The following is an 18,179-nucleotide window of genomic DNA, read 5'->3' on the forward strand; positions in this document are numbered from 1 at the left end:
GACTCCGGCCGCTTGCCCCGCCGTGGTCACGGCCGGATCCGCTGGATATTGGTGATGCGGTCGACCGTCGCCGTGGTGGCGTTGGACATCATCGGCAGCAGCGGCGTGACCACGACGCCGTTGAGATGGAAACGCCGCAGCCCGCCGGCGCCGTCGGAGAGCGACATGCCGCTGGTGTCATGGATCACGTAGGTCTCGCCGTCGATGCGGCCCAGCACCATCATCACGTGGCCGGGGATGTAGACCAGGTCGCCGACTTCGGCCCGCTGCAGCAGGCGCAGGCGTTCGTCGTGGCCGGTGTCCTCGTCCAGCGCGATCCGGTTCAGCGCGGGGCTGCGCGACTGGTCGCTGGTGTTGCGCGGCAGCAGCACGCCCATGCTGCGGTAGATCTCCGACACGAAGCCGCTGCAGTCGCGCGCGTTGTAGCCGTGGCCCCAGCCGTAGCGCTCGCCGAGGAACTTGAAGGCCTGGCGAATCAGGTTGGCCTTGGTCAGCGGCAGGTAGTCCGGGGACACGTCGGCCGAGCGCGGGATCAGGGCCGGCACGAAGGCAAGCGTGCCGTCGGCGTTGCGCGCGGGCAGATCAACGACGTGGCCGAAGCCGGGATGCTGGCCGTTGAGCGGTTCGTCGGCGGGCCACTGCGCCAGCGGCAGGCGCACGCCCATGTCCAGCTGCACGTCGGAGGCGGCGGCGTTTTCGGGCGTGTGCACGGTGTGCACCTTCGCCCCGGTGACCACCACGAACGGCGCGCGGCGGGCGTGGGCGAAGATCGCGTCCTTGTCGCCGAACGCGACCGCGCCGGCCTCGATCCACGCCGCATAGGTCTGGCTGAGCACGAACAGCCAGCGGCGGTCGCGGCTCTCGTGGACCACGGCCACCGGCGTGCCCGGGAACAGCGCGCTTTCCTGGAAGCGGTCGATGTCGCGGTCGTCGGGCGTGCTGAACACGCGCAGGTGGGTGGGGAAGGTGCGCAGGTTGGCGCGCCGCACCACCATCGCGTAGCGCGTGACCTGGGTCTGCGGAATGCCCTTGAGGTTGAGCGCGGCGACCAGCTTGTCGATCGCGCGCTGGCTGCCTTCCTTGCCGGCCTCGTCGTAGAGCGTGCGGGTGGGCGGCGGCGAGGCCTTCTCGATCCAGGCCTGCACCTGCTCGGCCTCCAGGGTGACCGGCAACTGCTCGATGTCGTGCATCGAGGGATCGATGCGCTGCATGGTCGCGTTCTGTGCGGCGATGGCGTCGCGGTCGAGGATGACGCGGTCGGCGTTGCGCAGGCGGTCGATCCAGTAGTCGGGCGAGAGCTGCGCCTCGACCACGCCCGGCACGACTTCCGCGCCGGCGGCGCGCGGCGCCTGCGACCAGGCGGGCGCGGCCAGCGCAGCGGCCAGCGCGAAGACGGTGCCCGCAGCCCCCCTGGACAGCCATCGCCTCATGTTCAAGACCGCACTCCCGGACGATCCAGCGGATCCACGGGGAAGGAATACATCATTCATATATGCAATATGTCAAGAATAATTTATTGACGTTGTCTTGCCGCCATGTTACACAGCCGAAACTGCTTCATGACGGTGGCCATGCGCCGTGGGGACTGGCATTCGAACTAGGGCTGAGGGTCTGTGCATGCGAACGCGCGGTCTGCTGCGCGTTCGCCACGTCCGGTCGTTGGGGATTTTCCTGGTCATCGTCCTGTCCGTGGCGACGATCGCGCTGGCGGGAGAGGGACGGGAAGCGACCGGCGACGGGATCGAGGCACCGCCGCTCGCGGAAGTCGTCGAACTGGTCGATGCCGGCCGCTTCGAGCAAGCCAACCATCTGATCGACGATGCGCTGGCGAGCGTTGCCCCGCAATCGGGAACGCATCGCGCGCTCGAATTCCAGCGCGAGCGCATGCGCCGCATCCGGCTCGATTTCCGCCTCGATGCCGCGCAGGTCGAGGCGGCCGTGCGCAGGCAGATCCCCGACCTGCGCGACGACGAGTTCGAACGCTGGCGCCGCGCCGGCCTGTTCGAATCCCGGGTCATCGACGGCGAGGTCCGCTATTTCGGTCGCGCGCCCTCCAACCTGTTTCGCCTCAGCGAAGAGGCGAGGGCGCGCCGCGCCGACCCGAAGCCGTTCAACGACAGTCCGCTGGAACAGCAGCAGCCGCACCATGCCGAGATCCGCGAACAGGCGCTGGCGCAGTCGCGCCGCAGCGTGGCGCCGCGCCGGGTGCGCGTCACCCAGTCGCTCACCGTCGATGCCGACGCCGTGCCGACGGGCGAAACCATCCGCGCCTGGCTCCCGTACCCGCGCGCGATCGACGGGCAGCAGGAAGGCCTGCACCTGCTGGCCACCGAGCCCGCGCGGCACGTCCTCGCGCCGGAATCGGCGATGCAGCGCACCGCGTACTTCGAGCAGCCGGCGAGGGCGGGGCAGCCCACGCGCTTCTCCGTCAGCTACGAGCTCACCGTGTTCGGGCAGTACGTCGCGGTCGATCCCGACGAGGTCGTGCCGGTCGAACCGACGCCGGAGCTCGCACCCTTCCTCGCCGAGCGCGCGCCGCACGTGATCTTCACTGACGCGATGCGCCTGTTCTCGGCGCAGGTGGTGGGCGACGAGCGCAATCCCTACAGGATCGCCCGCAGGCTGTTCGACGCGGTCGACCGCATCCCCTGGGCCGGCGCGCGCGAGTATTCGACCATCACCAACATCGGCGAGCACGCGCTCAAGGCCGGCCACGCCGACTGCGGCCAGCAGACGCTGCTGCTGATCACCCTGCTGCGCCTCAACGGTATTCCCGCGCGCTGGCAGTCGGGCTGGATCTTCTCCGACGGCCGCTACAACAACATGCACGACTGGGGCTGGCTGTACCTGGCCCCGTACGGCTGGCTGCCGATGGACGTCACCTTCGGCCGCCTGCCGGGCGACGATCCCGCGCTCGCCGACTTCTACTTCGGTGGCTTCGACGCCTACCGCATCGCCTTCAACGACGACTACGGCCGCGAGTTCGTCCCGGCCAAGACCCATTTCCGCTCGGAGACGGTCGACCTCCAGCGGGGAGAAGCCGAGTGGGACGGCGGCAACCTCTACTTCGACCAGTGGGACTACGACTTCCAGTGGGAGCTGCTGCCGCTCCCGCCGGGCCAGCGCACCTGATCAACGCCAACCTCAGCCACCGTTCCGGGGAGAACTGCAATGAAGGCCAGCCACAAGACATTCCGCCGCGCCGCGCTGTGCATCGCGCTGGGCGCGTGCTTCGCCACCGCCACACCGCTGGTCTTCGCGCAAAGCGCGACGGGCGCCGTGGCCGGCCGCGCCAGCGCCGGGGACCAGATCACCATCACCAACACCGCGACCGGCGCGAGCAGGACGGTCACGGTGTCCTCGGACGGCAGCTACCGGCTGACCCAGTTGCCGATCGGCAACTACAGCCTGCAGGTCAACCGCGACGGCCAGGGCGTGGGCGAGCCGGTCAACTTCACGGTGTCCCTCGGCGGCACCACGACCGTGAACCTCGGCGGCGATGGCGGATTGGTGAACCTGGATGCCATCCAGGTGGTCGGCGCGCGCGTGGTCAACCGCGTCGACGTGCGCTCGACGGAATCGGCGACCAACATCAGGCGCGAGGAACTGGCGCGGCTGCCGGTGGACCAGGGCCTGGGGTCGGTGGCGCTGCTGGCGCCGGGCGTGGTGGCGACCGGCGCCACGTTCGGCGGCCTGACCTTCGGCGGCTCGACGGTGGCGGAGAACCAGATCTACATCAACGGCCTCAACGTCACCGATCCGTTCCGCCGCCAGGGCTACTCGACGGCCCCGTTCGGCTTCTACGAGGAATTCCAGGTCAAGACCGGCGGCTATTCGGCCGAGTTCGGCCGCAGCACCGGCGGCGTCATCAATGCCGTGACCCGGTCCGGCAGCAACGAATTCAAGGGAGGCGTCGAGCTCACCATGGAGCCTGCCGCGTGGTCGTCCGCGGCCGAGGATCATTTCCACCACGACGGGACGGTGCACAACTACGCCAGCCGCGACGATTCGTCCTTCTTCAAGACCAACGTGTGGGCGTCCGGCCCGATCGTGAAGGACCGGCTGTTCTTCTTCGCCATGTACGAGAAGCGTGATACCAACAGCGAGTACACATCGACCACCGGCTTCAGCTGGTTCGAAGGAGGGACGGACGGCGATTTCTGGGGCACCAAGCTGGACTGGCAGATCACCGACAACCATCTGCTCGAATTGCTGGCGTTCTCCGACAAGACCGACACCACCACCGACAGCTATGCCTACTCTTGGGACGACAAGGCGGTGGGCGCCTACGACGGCACCGGGTATTCCAGGGGCGGTGGCGACAACTACTCGCTGACCTACACCGGTCATTTCACCGACAACTTCGTCGCCAAGGCGATGTATGGCGTCAACGAACGCGCTTCGTATACATGGTCGCTGGCCGATACCCTGTGCAGCAGGTTCACCCTCGGCAGCAACTACCAATACCCGGCAGGGACGCCCAACCTGCCGCTGGACTGCCATCCGACCGGGAATTCGGTGTCCAGCCGCGACGACAAGCGTGAAGCCAGCCGCCTCGATTTCGAATGGTCGCTGGGTGACCACCAGTTGCGCTTCGGCCTGGACCAGGAAGTACTCGAATCCGTGACTTCCAACGTCTATCCGGGCGATGGCGTGTCGTATCAGGCGGTTTCGGTCACCCCGGGCGGGCCGCTTTCGAACGGTTCGGCCGTGCCCGATGGCGTCTTCGCGATCCTGGATGCGCGCCGCTACATCCAGGGCGCCGAGGTCGAGTCCACCTCCCAGGGCATCTACATCGAAGACAACTGGAACGTCACGCCCGACCTGCTGCTGAGTCTGGGCCTGCGTTTCGACAGGTTCGAATCCAAGGTCGGCGGAGACGTTTTCACCAAGTCGGATTTCGGCGACATGATGGCCCCGCGCCTCGGTTTCAGCTGGGACATGAAGGGGGATGGCACCACCAAGCTGTTCGGCAACGCCGGCCGCTACTACATCCCGATGACCAACCGGCTTCCCGAGTACTTCGGCGGCGGCGCCATCGACGAGCACACCTTCTACGTGCTCGATGGCTGGCAGACGCTCGACAACCCGATCACCGGCAGCCCCTACCTGGCCCCGATCGTCGGCGCGCAGATCGGTCCGGTCGACAGCTCCTACAACGCCGGCGGCGGCGATTTCCGCACCATCGTCGACCGCGATCTCAAGCAGGTGTACCAGGACGAGTACATCCTGGGCTTCCAGCAGGCCATCAACCGCGAATGGTCGTGGGGCGTCAATGCCACCTACCGCACGCTCAACCGCGCCATCGAGGACGCGTTGATCAACTCCTCTCCCGAAGCTTGTCCGTGGTATTCCGGCGACTGGCCGATCATCAACCCGGGCGAAACGGCGACCCTGTGGTGCCCCACGACCGAGGAATGGTTCGAGATCGACACCTCGCGGGAGGGCTACCGCATGCTGGGCAGCGGCCAGGTGGTCGGGTATCCCAAGCCCAAGCGCGTCTACAAGGCCGTCGAATTCCAGCTCGACCGCGCCTGGGACGACAAGTGGGCGTTCAACGCCAGCTACCTGTGGTCCAAGACCGAAGGCAACATGGAAGGGCCGGTCAACTCCGACCTCGGTTATGCCGATACCGGCATGGTCCAGTACTTCGACCATCCGGCGGGCGTCGAACGCTACGGCGTGCTGTTCAACGACTATCGCCACCAGATCAAGCTGCGCGGCAGCTTCAAGCTCAACGAGATGTGGTCCTTCGGCTCCACGTTGAGCGTGCGCTCGGGCGGCCCGATCACCGCCTTCGGCGTGGTCTGGCCCAACGACAACCGCGCGGGAGGCAGCTTCACCAACGAGTTCGGCAGCGGCGGCACGGGCTGGCTGTGCGTGGCGAACTGCGGCGACTGGACGACGCGTCAACTGGAGTACACCGAGCGCGGTGCGTTCGGCCGCATGCCCTGGGTCTACAACCTGGGCGCCAACGCCACCTGGACGCTGCCGGTCGAAGGCATCGACCTGAAGGCGCGCTTCTCCGTCTACAACCTGCTCAACAGGCAGACGGTCATCAACGTGCACAGCCGCTACGAGTCGCAGCCCGGCGTGATGCGGAGCACCTTCGGACAGGGCACGCGCTGGCAGTCCCCGCGCTACATGCAACTGGTCGTGACCTGGAACTTCTGAACCCGGCTTCGACCATTGCCTGGTTTCGCGACACCTCTCCCTTTGCACGGCCACTCCGGTGGCCGTCTTTTTTGGGTTGTTCGCCCGAACGAGGCCGGCGAAGCCCCGTCCCTGCGATCGGGGGAGGATATCCAGCACACTGTCATTTCGACCGCAGGGAGAAATCTCCCGTCCGGCGCGGGGAGAGGAGATTTCTCCCTGCGGTCGAAATGACAGGCGTTTCTCCGGTTTGTTCCCCCCTGGGAAAAGCCCCGTTCCGATGCTTCTCGCGGTTGCAGGTCGCATGCCTCTCCGATTGCATCGGGCAATACGGCACGGCGGATTCCCGTCGCGCATGCACCGCCGATCCTGCGACGCGCGCCACCAGATGCAGATGACAGCAAATTGACAGTGTTCTCGATCGCATGTTAAGCAGCACGGAAACAGGGCTCCGGCGGTGGGCGAGGAACATGAATGCAGGCGTTCCCCGCATCACCGCCAACGACAATCACTCCGGGGAATTCCATGTCGGCAATCCGTAGCGGCAACAGCCTGGTACCGGGATCGGTGCTGGCGATCGCGATCGCAATGACCTTGGCGGGAACCGCCATCGCGCAGGATGAGCCGACAGGCGCGGCGCAAACGCAAACGCAAACAGATACAACGCGAACGCTCGACCGCATCAGCGTGACCGGCTCGCGCATCAAGCGCACGGACATCGAGGCGGCGCTGCCGGTGACGATCATCCAGCGGCAGGAGATCGACGCCCAGGGCATCACCTCGGCCGAGCAGCTGATGCAGTTCCTGAACATCGCCAGCAACAGCGCCGACAGCCTCGCCGCCAACAGCGGCATCGCGCCGCCCGGCACCCGCGGCAACAACGGCGTCTCCGGCGCGAACCTGCGCGGGCAGGGCGCCGATGCGACGCTGGTGCTGCTCAACGGCCGCCGCGTCGCCGCGCACGGGCTGGCCGGCATGGTCGCCGACCTGAACTCGATTCCCTTCGCCGCGATCGATCGCGTCGAGGTCCTGCGCGACGGCGCGTCGGCGGTCTACGGTACCGACGCGATCGGCGGCGTGATCAACTTCATCACCCGCACCGACTACCAGGGGCTGTCCGCCACCACCGGCGTGGACGTCACCCAGGACGGCGGCGGGGAGATCTACCAGGCAAGCCTGCTCGGCGGCGTCGGCGACATCGACACCGACCGCTGGAACGCCTGGGCCGCGCTCAGCGTCAAGCGCAACCGGATCCTGCGCGGCGTCGACCGCGATTTCGCCGACAGCTTCCAGCCCGAACGCGGCCTGTCCCCGGATACGCGCGGCACGCCGTTCGCGACGATCTTCAACGTCAGCCACGACCGCATCGGCGGGGCCCCGGGGTTGATCGGTTTCGGGCTCGTCGATCCCGCCGACGACAACATCATGGGCGGCATCAACATCCTCGACCTGCCCGGGGCGGCCGGCTGCGAGGCGGGCGGTGATCTGATGGGGCCGTACGACGACCGGGTATGGAGTGCTTCGAGTTCCCGCTATGCCTGTGCCTGGGACTACGGCCGGGCGCGCGTGATCCAGCAGCCGGTGGACACCGTGCAGCTGATCGGCCGCGGCACGTTCCGGATCAACGACGATCACCGGATCGTCGCGGAACTCATGGTCTCGGAAGTCGAGTCGAAGCGGCAGTTCGAGGCACAGCAGATCTCCTCGGCGGCGTATCCCGCCGGCACCGCGAGCCAGCTCGACCTGTCGACCTGGTATCCGCTGAACGACCTCACGCGCGAGACCTACGACATGGTGTACGACGCGCTAGCGGCGTATTTCGGCGAGGACGGGCTGAGCTATGGCGCGCCGATCCCGTATCGCTGGCGCTGCATCGCCTGCGGCCCGCGCGAGATCGAGACCACCACCCGGGCCATGCGCATGCTCGTCGGGTTCGAGGGCACGCTGGGCAGCTGGGACTACAGCACCGGGTTCTCGCATGCCAGCAGCCGCGCCGAATCCGTGCTCGGCAACGGCTACTACTACACGCCGCAGCTCAAGCAGATCCTCGGAAGCGGCCTGCTCAACCCGTTCCTGATGCCGAGCCAGCCGCAGAGCGCCGAGGCGATGAGCGCGCTGGAGGCCGCGTCCGCCCGCGGCGTGATGCTGTACGGCGGTCAGTCCAGCAGCACGATCCTCGACGCGACCTTCTCCGGCGGACTCGGATTCAGCCTGCCCGGAGGCGAGGTGCAGGCCGCCACCGGCGTCGACCTGCGTCGCGAGGAGTACGAATTCTACGGGCCACCGGAGGCGATCCTCGGCAACGCCTGGATCTTCGGTGCCCCCGGCGACGGGCAGAACTACATCGATCCCGTGCACCGCGACATCAAGGCCGTGTTCGCAGAGGTCTACCTGCCGCTGTTCGATTCGCTGGAGATCACGCTCGCCGGGCGTTACGACCACTACAGCGGCTTCGGCGCCACGACCAATCCCAAGTATTCCTTCAAGTACCAGCCGGTCGAGTGGCTCGCGTTCCGCGGCGCCTACAGCACCGGCTTCAAGGTGCCCGACTTCGCGAAACTGTTCCGCGGCATCGCCGAAACCCCCTATACCGGCCTGGATCTCGCCGATCCCGCCACTTGCCCCAGCGGCGTCTACAACCCCGGCGTCGCAGGCTGCGAGCAGATCCGGCCGATCATCCTGTCCGGGGGCAAGCCCGACCTCGATCCCGAGGAGTCGAAGCAGTCGAGCTTCGGCGTGGTGGTGGCGCCGACCGGGAACTTCAATTTCAGCATCGACTGGTGGGAGATCGAGCGCATCAACACCATCCGCTCGCCCGGGCTGCAGACGCTGATCGACGAGTACGACCTGTTCGCCGGCAACTGGATCCGCGATTCGAGCGGCGCGGTGGTCGCCATCGACCAGCGCTTCATCAATTCCGGCGGCACCTTCAGCCGGGGCGTCGAGCTGGACGTCAACTTCCGCACGGAGCTGGCGGGCGGCAGCTTCCTCGTCAACCTCAACGGCAGCTACCTCGATTCCTTCCGCATCAAGAGCCTGGCGTCGCAACCCTACGGCGACGACATCGTCGGCAAGTTCGAGCGCTACCTCAACCTCCCGCTGAAGTGGAAGCACACCCTCAACTTCGGCTGGACCCGCGGCGACTGGATGCACACCCTCACGCAGGTCTACCGCGACGGCTACGAGGACTACGTGCCGCCGGGCATGCGCAACGGCAACTACGCGCCGCCCGCATGGGAGACCGAGGTCGACGAGTACATCACCTACAACTACAGCCTCACCTGGACGGGCATGGAAGGGCTGAGGGCGACCTTCGGCGTCCGCAACCTGCTCGACACCGACCCGCCGTTCACGCTGCGCTACCTCGACGACGGCGACGGCGCGGCGTGGGAGTCGCGCGTCGCCGACCCGCGCGGCCGGTCCTTCAACCTCACGCTCGAGTACGCCTTCCGGTGAGGCCCGCCGGCGACGAGGCATCGAACGGGCGCAGGTGGAACGCAGGGCGTGTCCTTGCCTGCGTGGCGGCGGCATGGCTGTGCCTGTCCGCGAATCCTCCGGCGCAGGCGTCGGACAACGGCGGCGGCGACAGGACGGTCGAAGCGCTCGATGCCGCGTTCGACGATGCCTTCGCGCGCTACGCGCCACCGGGCCTCGCCGTCGGCGTCATCGTCGACGGCGAAGTGCGGTACGCGCGCACCCGGGGCGAACTGGTCGCCGGGGGAGGGCAGGGGATCGACCGGGCGACCCTGTTCAAGATCGCCTCCAACAGCAAGGCGATGACGGCCGCGCTGCTGGCACGCCTGGTCGACCAGGGCAAGCTGGACTGGACCGATCCTGTGGTGAAGCACCTGCCGGACTTCCGCATGCACGACGCGTGGGTGACGCGCGAGATGCAGGTGCGCGACCTGCTGATCCACAACAGCGGGCTGGGCGCCGGGGCAGGGGACCTGATGCTGTGGCCCGAGCCGAACCTGTTCACCCGCGCCGACGTGATCCGCGGCCTGCGCTACCTGAAGCCTGCGTACAGCTTCCGCTCGCGCTATGCCTACGACAACACGCTGTACATCGTCGCCGGAGAAGTCGCCGCCGCAGCCGGAGGCGCGCCATACGACGTGTTGCTGCGGCGCGAACTGTTCGAGCCGCTCGGCATGTCGCGCTGCCAGGCGGGCGAGTGGCGGCGCGACGAGGCTGGCAACGTCGCGCAGCCGCACGCGCGCGGCGAAGGCGGGCGGCAGGTGGTGGTACGCGCGGACGACGAAGTGATTCCCGACGTACCGATGATGGCCGCGGGCGGCATCCGCTGCAGCCTCGACGACATGCTGGCGTGGGTCCGCATGTGGCTCCAGCCCGAGCGCTTCGGCCTCGATGCCGACGGCAGGCCGTGGCTGTCGCAGCGCCAGCGCGAGGACGCCTGGAAGACGCACATGCCCATGCCGCTGTCGCGGCGCATGCGCGACTGGGACGACAGCCATTTCTCCGCCTATGGCCACGGCTGGCGCCTGACCGACGTGGACGGCACCTGGAAGGTTTCGCACACCGGGACGCTTTCGGGCATGTACTCGGCGGTGACCCTGCTGCCGCAGAAGGACACCGGCTTCGTCCTCCTGATCAACGGCAACGCCGACGAACTGCGCACCGTGCTGACGCAGGTCCTGGTCAAGCACTTCACCCGGCCGGACGATCCTTCGCTCACGGTCGCGCACTACGCGGCGCTGCTTGCCGCCGAACGCGCCGAATCCGCCGACGTGGCGCAATCCTCCACCCCGGAGGAAGCACGCACCAGGGCTTCGGTACGCGACGCCGCGGGCTTCCTGGGCCGCTACCGCGATCCGTGGTTCGGCGAAGTCTCGATCTGCGCTGAAGGCGAGGGCGTGGGCTTCCGCGCGATGAAATCGCCGAAGCTGCACGGCGCAGTCATGCGCAGCGGCGAGCGCCTGCTGGTGGACTGGCACGAACTCGGCGCCGACGCGCAAGCCTGGTTGACGTTCACCACGCCCGCAACCGGCCCCGCGCGATTGACGATGGCGAAGGTCGACCCCGAAGCGGATTTCAGCTATGACTACGAAGACCTCGCGTTCGAGCGCATCGGCGACTGCCCGGCGCCCTGATCGGCCCGGCATCGCGCTGCTGGCGGCGCTGTCGCTGCTGCTCGGCGCATCGTGTGCGTCGAAAACGCCTGCGCCCGGACCGGGCGCGCCGGCCGCGGCCTTCGAAGCCGCGGACCTCGTCGACATCGCCCGTCTGGTGCCGGACATCGACCTGGACATCCGCTACGCCGGCGAACACAACTTCACCGGCACGCGCGTGGACGGCTACGAAGCGGCGAAGTGCTACCTGCTGCTTCCGGCGGCCGAAGCGCTGCGGGACGTCGAAGTCGAACTGCGCGGGCAGGGGATGAGGCTGCGCATCTTCGACTGCTACCGGCCCGTGCGCGCCGTGCAGCAGTTCGTGCGCTGGGCCGCCGACGCCAGCGATCAGCGAACGAAGGCCGAGTTCTATCCCGCCCTCGACAAGGGCAGCCTGATTCCCGGCTACATTTCCGATCGCTCAGGACACAGCAAGGGCGCCACGATCGACCTCACCCTGCTGCGCTGCGGACCGGGACCGGACGCATGCGAGGAGCTGGACATGGGCACCGCGTTCGACTTCTTCGACCCGCGCGCCAACACCGACCACCCGAGCATCACCGCCGGACAGCGCGAAAACCGCACGCTGCTGCGCGACGCGATGGTGCGCCACGGCTTCGCGAACTACGAGATGGAATGGTGGCACTACACCTTCCGGCTGCAGCCGCCGCCGGAGACCTTCCACGACATCCCGATCCGCTGACGCGGACCGGCTTGGCCGGGTGTCAGCCGATCTTCTTGAAGGTATTGGTGTTGCCGAGCTTCTCGACCTTGCCGCCGGCCTTGCGGAAGGCCGCCAGATCGTCCTCGATCTGCTCGCGGGTCAGGGTCGCGGTCTGCTTGCTGCCGGACCTGCCGGACTTGCGGAGGACGGTGTTGTTGCTTTTGCTGGGTGCCATGTGGACTTCACGTGTTGCGGATTACCCGCGCATGGTACGGTCCGGCAGCGTAAGAAAACGTCAATTGCGCGGAATTTCCCCGAATTCCGGCGAATTTGCGCGGATTTCTGGAGCAGTTGGCGGAGGTTGGAGGTTACCGGCCGGGCGGTGTCCCGATGGCCGGGAGATCGACCTTCAGTCGGTCCGGATGAAGACCGGCGCGCCAATCCGCTTTTCACGAGCCGCTCGCGCGGCGTCCCGTCGGGCCTCGGCCCGCAGCCGCCAGACGAGGCCCCGCAGGCGTTCGGGCGTGATGCGGTCGCCGTCGGGCGAAACGAGTTCGCGGCCAGCCATGCGCCAGCCGGCCCAGGGGCCGTGCATGGGCGCTCGGTTGTAGATTTCGCGCTCGTAGAGCGAGGCCGCGCATTCGTTCGGGCAGGCCTGGCCCTTGGGCCAGCAGGGCGGAAGCGAGTTCATGGGATTCGTGCCTCGATGTGGGGAGCTGGTCGCCCACCAGAAATCGACATTGTCAAAGTCCGCTAAGTGGCTGATTTACTTCATAGGGCCGCGGAAATAAGGGAAATGTTGCTGTTGCGATCGGCAGCTAAAAGGCGTATACGGGTGCGGCTAGACCCTAAGGAGCGCCGCTCGTGGGGTAACTGCACGCCCAAAGCCGAGTCCCACTCGTCTGCCACTAAATAAGCGGCGGGCCCGGTCAATTTGCGAGTACTACAGTGCCAAGCTACGCCGTGAAGTCATCCTCCCAGCGAGATGCTACTGGCTCGGTTTGTGGCTGGACTGGTGCACAGCGGTTACGGCTTACGTAGAGTTGCCTGCGAATCCCGATGAGCCGCAAGAGTGGCTGGCGGACTTTTGGGTCGAGTACGGAGGCAACGAGTATCTGATCGATGTCTCGGCAGAAGATAAGGCCGACACGGCGCCGTCCGGCACGCCTTGGGAGTTACTGGCCGATGGCTACGAGACTGTTGAAACTGGTCGAGGGCGTGTCACGCCCCGATGGCTTTGGGCACGACGCTCCCTCTTGCTTGGTCTGGAGCAGGCACATCCTTACGCCGTGTCGGCTCGACAACAAGGTGGTTTGAAGCTTACTTGCCATAAGCTTCTGACCGAGTGGCCAAGCGCAGGACTTACCATTGGCGACGCTGGTGAATCCCTTGGAGACAACCGATTCGTGCTTCAAAGCGCCATTTTCCACCTGATCAGGATTGGCCAGCTTGATCTTGAGTGGGCCCAAGGCCTTTCGTTGAATACACGACTCAGGAAAGTGGACCATGCACCGCAAAGCTGAGAGCTTGTTTCCAGCTTGTTGGCGGGACACCTCAACTTGGCCGACGCCCACCGATCGCGAAATCCCAGAAAAGCACAAGGATGCCTATGCCCGGCGCAAACGCATAATCGAGGCATACATGCGGGGAGCAAGTCTAAGAGTGCTCTGCAAGGTCGAGGGTGTCGACACTGCGACTGTCTACACTATGCTCGAAGCGTGCGCGAGTCACGCGCATGATGGAAAAATTTGGGGCTTTCGCGCCCTGGTTCCGTACGTTCGGAAGAAGGCCTATGAGCGGTCGAGTGAAGTCCGCGCAGACGCTCTGGCTGCCGGCCGAGGGACGGGAGGCTTGTTCATGCAAATGTTGGCTAATCACGAGCCGCTGCGACTTCTCATTGCGAAGCAAGCAAGCAAGTACGCCAGTACGAATTTCACCGGGCGAGTTCCAATAAAGAAGGAGCACAACATCTTTCTGACTAGGATTTCCCAGTTGCAGGGAAAGACCGGGTACCCATTCAGCCTGCAAAACAAGGGTCGCGAAGGTTTCAGGCAGGCAATTAATGCGGAGATCGCAAAGCAGCGCGGGGAGGCGCGCGTTCCCCTGCGGGACTCCGTTGAGCGAGCTTTTCGTTTGCAGATCGATGCGCGATATCGAAACGTCCAGATTGACGCCCATCGACTGGATTCGTTCATTCGTGTCAAGTTCGTTGGCCGCAAATCGCGTTTCAAAACTCGGGCCCTTCGCCCCTGGCTGATCGCGGCCGTTGAGGTAGATAGTGAGGCGTGTCTAGGGTGGAGCCTATCTGTTGAGCGCGAACCATCGCATCTGGACCTACTGCGTTGCCTGTACAGCATGATGGCCCCTTGGGAGCGGCGGCAGACATTCGAGATCGTAGGGCTCGACTACAATCCCGATGCAGGCATGCCTTCAGGCGTCATCCCACGCTGTGCCGGTCGCTATGTCGACAGTATCAGTCTAGATAATGCCCTCTGTGGGCATGCAGACAATATCCGCCAGATCGTTCTAGAGAGGTTGCACGCGACGCTTCGAATGGGCCTCCCGCGGGAACCGCGCACTCGCTGTGAGATCGAACAGCTGTTCAATACGCTCACCCATCGCAACATTCAGCACCTTGTGGGCGGAGTTCGTCCCAACATGAGCAATAGGGAGCGAGCATCTGCGATGAGCGCGGCGGAAGACCAGGGACTGACAGTCGAACAAATGGAAGAATACTTGGACGTCGTCCTCTGCAATTACAATGCGGAGCCTCACTCGGCGCACTACGGAAAGTCACCGCTTCAAGTCCTTCGAGAGGAGCCGCATTCGGCCCTTATTCGCTCTGACATGTCTCCAAACGCCTCGTGGCGCAACCTCTTAAAAATCGAGGTAACTGCGACTATTCGGTCCAGCGACGATCATCCGCCCCGAATCAATTATATGAAGGGCCAGTATACGAACGACGTCTTGCGCTCAAGTGGTGATCTGTTAGCCAACAAGGAGGTCGTCCTCACGGTGAATCTCGTCGACCTCAGATCAGTCAAAGCGAAAGTCTCGGGCGGAATCGATCTCGGTACACTCTACGCACGCGGCCCGTGGGCACACTTCGTGCACGACATCCGCTTGCGAAAGAAGCTTAATAGAGAAATCGCTGATGGAAATTTTTACTGGTCCGAGGGCGTGGATCCCGAGGAGCAGGTCAATGACTTCTTGCGCAAGACTAGCAAAACAAAGGTTTCGCAGCCGTCAAAGGTCCGTCGCGCGCAATCGGCCTCGCGCCAGACCCCAAGATCCGGCCGTCTGTTGACTTCGCCCAGACTGATTGCGGATGTGGCCAAAGGTGCCGAACTTGACCTTGAAGCGCTTCTTGGCGACAAGCTGAAGGGATGAATTGTGGCGAGCATTCCTCATCCCATCGAGAAGAATGACTACCTGATTCTGACTAAGCCCATAAGTCGAATCATGGCCAGTTTGACGGCATGGGTGACGTTGAATTTTTCAGGCGCAATGATCCACGGGCAGCGGCGCTTGGGCAAATCGCACTGCGCCGAATTCATCAAGCGGTATCTATCAGATACGATTGGCTATAGAATATCGGTCACTTTGCTCTGTGTTCGTAAACACGACGCTGTCAGAGAGGGTGACTTTCTAGATTCACTTCTACGCGCCTTGGGCGAAGCTCCTCCCACGCGTGGTTCGAAGGATCAGAAGATGGAATTGATAATTAATCGATTCCTCATAATGGCTAGGCGATGCCCTGCTAGGAAAGTTGTGCTAGTACTCGATGATGCACAGCGGTTGGAGATCTTGCACTTCGAGATCCTAATGTCGATCCAGAATGAGCTTTACCATCTGTATCGTGTGATGCTATTCACTCTACTTGTGGGTCAGCCGCAGATCAAAGTAAAGCGTGAGCTGCTGATCGTTTCCGGCGAGAAGCAAATCACAGCCAGGCTGATGGCTGACGACGTGGAGTTCGTGGGGCACCGATCTCTGGATGAAGTGAGGTTCGCTTATAACCGCTTTGATCAGCACTGCTTCCATCCAGCACGGAGTGGCATCAGCTTCACCCAAGGGCTCGCCCCGGAAGCGTGGGCGGCCGACTGGCGTTTGGCAAATGAGGCCGAGCCTATCTGGAACGAGTATGTCGGACGGCGAGAAGAAATGGGCGTGGAGCCGGTCGAGGAAGCGTCCATGCAAGCTTTGACGACCATGGCAACTTACATCTATCAGAAGTACGCAAACCAAGCCGGATTCCGCGGCTTGAGTCCAGACCAAGTGACAGATGTGGTCCTCGCTGCCGGGCTGCTCCAGTTGGAGACCCGTGCGCGAGAGGATGCCAGTGGGAGTGAGGGTGACTCAGGCGAGGAACCGGAGGACGACTGAGACTTGAGCAGGAGCGGTACTTCGAGTACATGCCGTTGCATGCGACTGCGTTACCAATGGCGACTGAAAGGGTCGCGGGGGATTAGGGAGCATTATCGGGGGTAGGCTCAAGGGGGCAACCTCCATGAGCCTCACCCCCCAGTCGGGCTGCCGAGAACGACTTCGCTGATGAGCGCTGGAGCGTTTGAGAGTTCCATAGTCCGGAAGTCGGCTGGCGGGGAAGACCGCAACAGTGGCGATTCTGGACGATCCCCCCCCTTGAAGAGAACCTACTCTTCGGGCCACTCCAACCTAGTGGACATGGTCAGTGGGCCTTGAGGGCAGTCTGCCATCCAATCGCGACCGTCTTCAGCTGGTCCGAGCACGAGCCCAACTCCTGTCCCGCTCTCAGTCACAGTTGCTGCCAGCATGACCTCACCCGCAGTCGGGAAATGTCTAGCAATCAGGACTGCACGCTGCCGCACGCGAAGAGGCAGTGACGCATTTCGCGCTAGCTCGACGAGAAAGCCACCTGCCCAGACCAGAGCCCTCGCTCGCTCATCAGGCAATGTCATAGTCGGAAATCCTTGGCTGTGGGTCGGTACTGTCCGTCAAGCCAGTCTCGCGACGTGCGACGCAAGCGGCGCTAGTGAACGGCTCGGTGGTCTGGCTTTCAGAGCGGGGTGACAGAGGGGTGGGAAGTCGACTGGGCCACACCGGACCTACAGTCTGATCACGATCACGAGGCCTTGTCCTTGTCGGACTTTCGCAGCCGATCTACCGCGAGCTTCTGCGCCAGCTCCGCTGGTGTCCCGCCAGGTTGCTCGCCCCCGGCTGCCAGGTCCTTTTTCACCTGTGCCGCATAGGTTTCCAAGAACATCGCCGCATAGAATCGGGACTTGCGCACCTCGCTGGGCACCGAGATTCCGAGCTGCTTTGCGATAAGAATGGCGTAATTGAGCTGGGCCTCGGTTGGCTCTTTCAGGTCCCAGTCGATGCTGTCTTTGAGAAGTGTCTCAACCTGGTTTTCCAGGCGTCTCACGAATGTGTCCCGCACTTTTCGGTCCTTGATCCGCTCAAACTGGATCGTCAGCGCTTCCTCAAGCTGTGCAGAAACGTACAGCTCAAGGGTCATCTCGACGGCTGGATTCACCAAGTACAGGGCCATGTCGGTCGCGTCGCCGGAGGTGGGAAAGCAAGGGCAGACCGCCTAGATCCTACATGAATTTCATGTAATCGGTACCCGTGCCATAGCTTCTCAGGTCGCCCTTCTCCGGCGCGACCATGACAGGTAAGACAATCTATTCAGCCGAATACAGGCGACTCGTCGAGCGACTTCGTGCGCGACGCGAGGAGATTGGGCTCACGCAGACCGCTTTGTCCAAGGATCTCGGGTGGCCCCAACAGCGCCTGTCCGCGATCGAGGCAGGCGCGCGTCGACTGGACGTCATGGAGTTCCTTCACCTGACTGCACGTCTGGGCCTCGCGCCCGACGTAGCCCTTCGCCTTGTGGTTGCTGCGTCCGAGTCACCCGGCCGTCGGAAGAAGGCCCCGGACCCGAAGTGAAGCTGCCCGTCGGCCGGAGCAACGGGCTACGGCGATGTCGGACACCGCAGTGCGCGGCTGCTGCCCGGGACGCGGCCAAATAACGGTCTCGCTGGGAAGACCGGTCTCGCTGGAAGGATCCGCGCGCAATTCCGTGCATTAAGGACAGCGCGACGGCCAGAGGGGCTGAGTGCCTGGACAGGACAGCCCCCGGCATTCTCGGGAACCTTTGTGCCCACTAGCAAGGTGCCAGCGTCTTGGGACTTGGGCCAGCTGAGTTATGGTCCACCAAGTGGGACAACGCTGATTCATTGTTTCGAAAATGC

At 64.4% G+C, this 18,179-nt stretch carries 14 protein-coding genes; 9 read left to right on the plus strand and 5 right to left on the minus strand.

Going from position 1 to position 18,179, the window contains the following annotated elements:
• Window positions 1–26: 26 nt before the first annotated feature.
• On the minus strand, window positions 27–1,430 hold the full coding sequence (locus FQY83_RS02995; protein ID WP_146384896.1) for a C40 family peptidase: 1,404 nt from the start codon (window positions 1,428–1,430) through the stop codon (window positions 27–29).
• A gap of 187 nt (window positions 1,431–1,617) precedes the next feature.
• Between FQY83_RS02995 and FQY83_RS03000 the strand changes: the two genes are divergently transcribed.
• From FQY83_RS03000 to FQY83_RS03020, 5 genes are all read left to right on the plus strand, one after another.
• Window positions 1,618–3,132 (plus strand): transglutaminase-like domain-containing protein, encoded by a 1,515-nt coding sequence (locus FQY83_RS03000; protein ID WP_146384898.1) that lies wholly within the window; start codon window positions 1,618–1,620, stop codon window positions 3,130–3,132.
• A 39-nt stretch (window positions 3,133–3,171) separates the two neighbouring features.
• Complete coding sequence (locus tag FQY83_RS03005) at window positions 3,172–6,174, plus strand: TonB-dependent receptor (protein WP_146384900.1); 3,003 nt, start codon at window positions 3,172–3,174, stop codon at window positions 6,172–6,174.
• 504 nt (window positions 6,175–6,678) lie between these two features.
• Window positions 6,679–9,609: a TonB-dependent receptor domain-containing protein gene (locus FQY83_RS03010; protein ID WP_146384903.1), complete on the plus strand. Its 2,931-nt coding sequence runs from the start codon at window positions 6,679–6,681 to the stop codon at window positions 9,607–9,609.
• Between the two features lie 62 nt (window positions 9,610–9,671).
• The gene (locus tag FQY83_RS03015) at window positions 9,672–11,261 is read left to right on the plus strand and encodes a serine hydrolase (RefSeq protein WP_238333380.1); all 1,590 of its coding nucleotides are present in this window, start codon (window positions 9,672–9,674) and stop codon (window positions 11,259–11,261) included.
• Window positions 11,209–11,982 (plus strand): M15 family metallopeptidase, encoded by a 774-nt coding sequence (locus FQY83_RS03020; RefSeq protein WP_146384905.1) that lies wholly within the window; start codon window positions 11,209–11,211, stop codon window positions 11,980–11,982. Before FQY83_RS03015 ends, FQY83_RS03020 begins: the two co-directional genes overlap by 53 nt.
• 22 nt (window positions 11,983–12,004) lie before the next feature.
• Here FQY83_RS03020 and FQY83_RS17675 read toward each other — a convergent pair whose 3' ends face one another.
• Both FQY83_RS17675 and FQY83_RS03030 read right to left on the minus strand, forming a co-directional pair.
• Window positions 12,005–12,178: a DUF4148 domain-containing protein gene (locus FQY83_RS17675; protein WP_146384907.1), complete on the minus strand. Its 174-nt coding sequence runs from the start codon at window positions 12,176–12,178 to the stop codon at window positions 12,005–12,007.
• A gap of 174 nt (window positions 12,179–12,352) precedes the next feature.
• Window positions 12,353–12,634, minus strand: a complete 282-nt coding sequence (locus tag FQY83_RS03030) for a DUF3653 domain-containing protein (protein ID WP_146384909.1) — start codon at window positions 12,632–12,634, stop codon at window positions 12,353–12,355.
• Between the two features lie 352 nt (window positions 12,635–12,986).
• Between FQY83_RS03030 and FQY83_RS03035 the strand changes: the two genes are divergently transcribed.
• From FQY83_RS03035 to FQY83_RS03045, 3 genes are all read left to right on the plus strand, one after another.
• Complete coding sequence (locus FQY83_RS03035; protein WP_146384911.1) at window positions 12,987–13,466, plus strand: hypothetical protein; 480 nt, start codon at window positions 12,987–12,989, stop codon at window positions 13,464–13,466.
• Window positions 13,450–15,333 carry a hypothetical protein gene (locus FQY83_RS03040; protein ID WP_146384913.1) on the plus strand — a complete coding sequence of 628 codons (1,884 nt, stop codon included), beginning with the start codon at window positions 13,450–13,452 and terminating at the stop codon, window positions 15,331–15,333. The genes FQY83_RS03035 and FQY83_RS03040 overlap by 17 nt, the downstream gene beginning before the upstream one ends.
• 72 nt (window positions 15,334–15,405) lie before the next feature.
• Window positions 15,406–16,329 carry an ATP-binding protein gene (locus FQY83_RS03045; RefSeq protein ID WP_146384915.1) on the plus strand — a complete coding sequence of 308 codons (924 nt, stop codon included), beginning with the start codon at window positions 15,406–15,408 and terminating at the stop codon, window positions 16,327–16,329.
• A gap of 269 nt (window positions 16,330–16,598) precedes the next feature.
• Here the strand turns inward: FQY83_RS03045 and FQY83_RS17935 are convergent, their stop codons facing one another.
• Window positions 16,599–16,883 carry a BPSL0761 family protein gene (locus FQY83_RS17935; RefSeq protein ID WP_146384917.1) on the minus strand — a complete coding sequence of 95 codons (285 nt, stop codon included), beginning with the start codon at window positions 16,881–16,883 and terminating at the stop codon, window positions 16,599–16,601.
• A gap of 164 nt (window positions 16,884–17,047) precedes the next feature.
• Window positions 17,048–17,476: a hypothetical protein gene (locus FQY83_RS03055; protein ID WP_146384919.1), complete on the minus strand. Its 429-nt coding sequence runs from the start codon at window positions 17,474–17,476 to the stop codon at window positions 17,048–17,050.
• Between the two features lie 116 nt (window positions 17,477–17,592).
• On the opposite strand from FQY83_RS03055, the gene FQY83_RS03060 reads away from it, so the two are divergent.
• The gene (locus FQY83_RS03060; protein WP_146384922.1) at window positions 17,593–17,874 is read left to right on the plus strand and encodes a helix-turn-helix domain-containing protein; all 282 of its coding nucleotides are present in this window, start codon (window positions 17,593–17,595) and stop codon (window positions 17,872–17,874) included.
• The last annotated feature ends 305 nt before the right edge of the window (window positions 17,875–18,179 follow it).

Source organism: Luteimonas marina, from assembly GCF_007859325.1.
In the GTDB taxonomy this organism is placed as follows: Bacteria; Pseudomonadota; Gammaproteobacteria; order Xanthomonadales; family Xanthomonadaceae; genus Luteimonas; species Luteimonas marina.

What these genes read in the sequence shown, in the direction of transcription:
- FQY83_RS03045 (WP_146384915.1), top strand. Translation starts at nt 15,406, where the DNA reads ATGGCCAGTTTGACGGCATGGGTGACGTTGAATTTTTCAGGCGCAATG.
- FQY83_RS17675 (WP_146384907.1), bottom strand. Translation starts at nt 12,178, where the DNA reads ATGGCACCCAGCAAAAGCAACAACACCGTCCTCCGCAAGTCCGGCAGG.
- FQY83_RS03060 (WP_146384922.1), top strand. Translation starts at nt 17,593, where the DNA reads ATGACAGGTAAGACAATCTATTCAGCCGAATACAGGCGACTCGTCGAG.
- FQY83_RS03055 (WP_146384919.1), bottom strand. Translation starts at nt 17,476, where the DNA reads ATGGCCCTGTACTTGGTGAATCCAGCCGTCGAGATGACCCTTGAGCTG.
- FQY83_RS03040 (WP_146384913.1), top strand. Translation starts at nt 13,450, where the DNA reads ATGCACCGCAAAGCTGAGAGCTTGTTTCCAGCTTGTTGGCGGGACACC.
- FQY83_RS03030 (WP_146384909.1), bottom strand. Translation starts at nt 12,634, where the DNA reads ATGAACTCGCTTCCGCCCTGCTGGCCCAAGGGCCAGGCCTGCCCGAAC.
- FQY83_RS03020 (WP_146384905.1), top strand. Translation starts at nt 11,209, where the DNA reads ATGACTACGAAGACCTCGCGTTCGAGCGCATCGGCGACTGCCCGGCGC.
- FQY83_RS17935 (WP_146384917.1), bottom strand. Translation starts at nt 16,883, where the DNA reads ATGACATTGCCTGATGAGCGAGCGAGGGCTCTGGTCTGGGCAGGTGGC.
- FQY83_RS03005 (WP_146384900.1), top strand. Translation starts at nt 3,172, where the DNA reads ATGAAGGCCAGCCACAAGACATTCCGCCGCGCCGCGCTGTGCATCGCG.
- FQY83_RS02995 (WP_146384896.1), bottom strand. Translation starts at nt 1,430, where the DNA reads ATGAGGCGATGGCTGTCCAGGGGGGCTGCGGGCACCGTCTTCGCGCTG.
- FQY83_RS03010 (WP_146384903.1), top strand. Translation starts at nt 6,679, where the DNA reads ATGTCGGCAATCCGTAGCGGCAACAGCCTGGTACCGGGATCGGTGCTG.
- FQY83_RS03000 (WP_146384898.1), top strand. Translation starts at nt 1,618, where the DNA reads ATGCGAACGCGCGGTCTGCTGCGCGTTCGCCACGTCCGGTCGTTGGGG.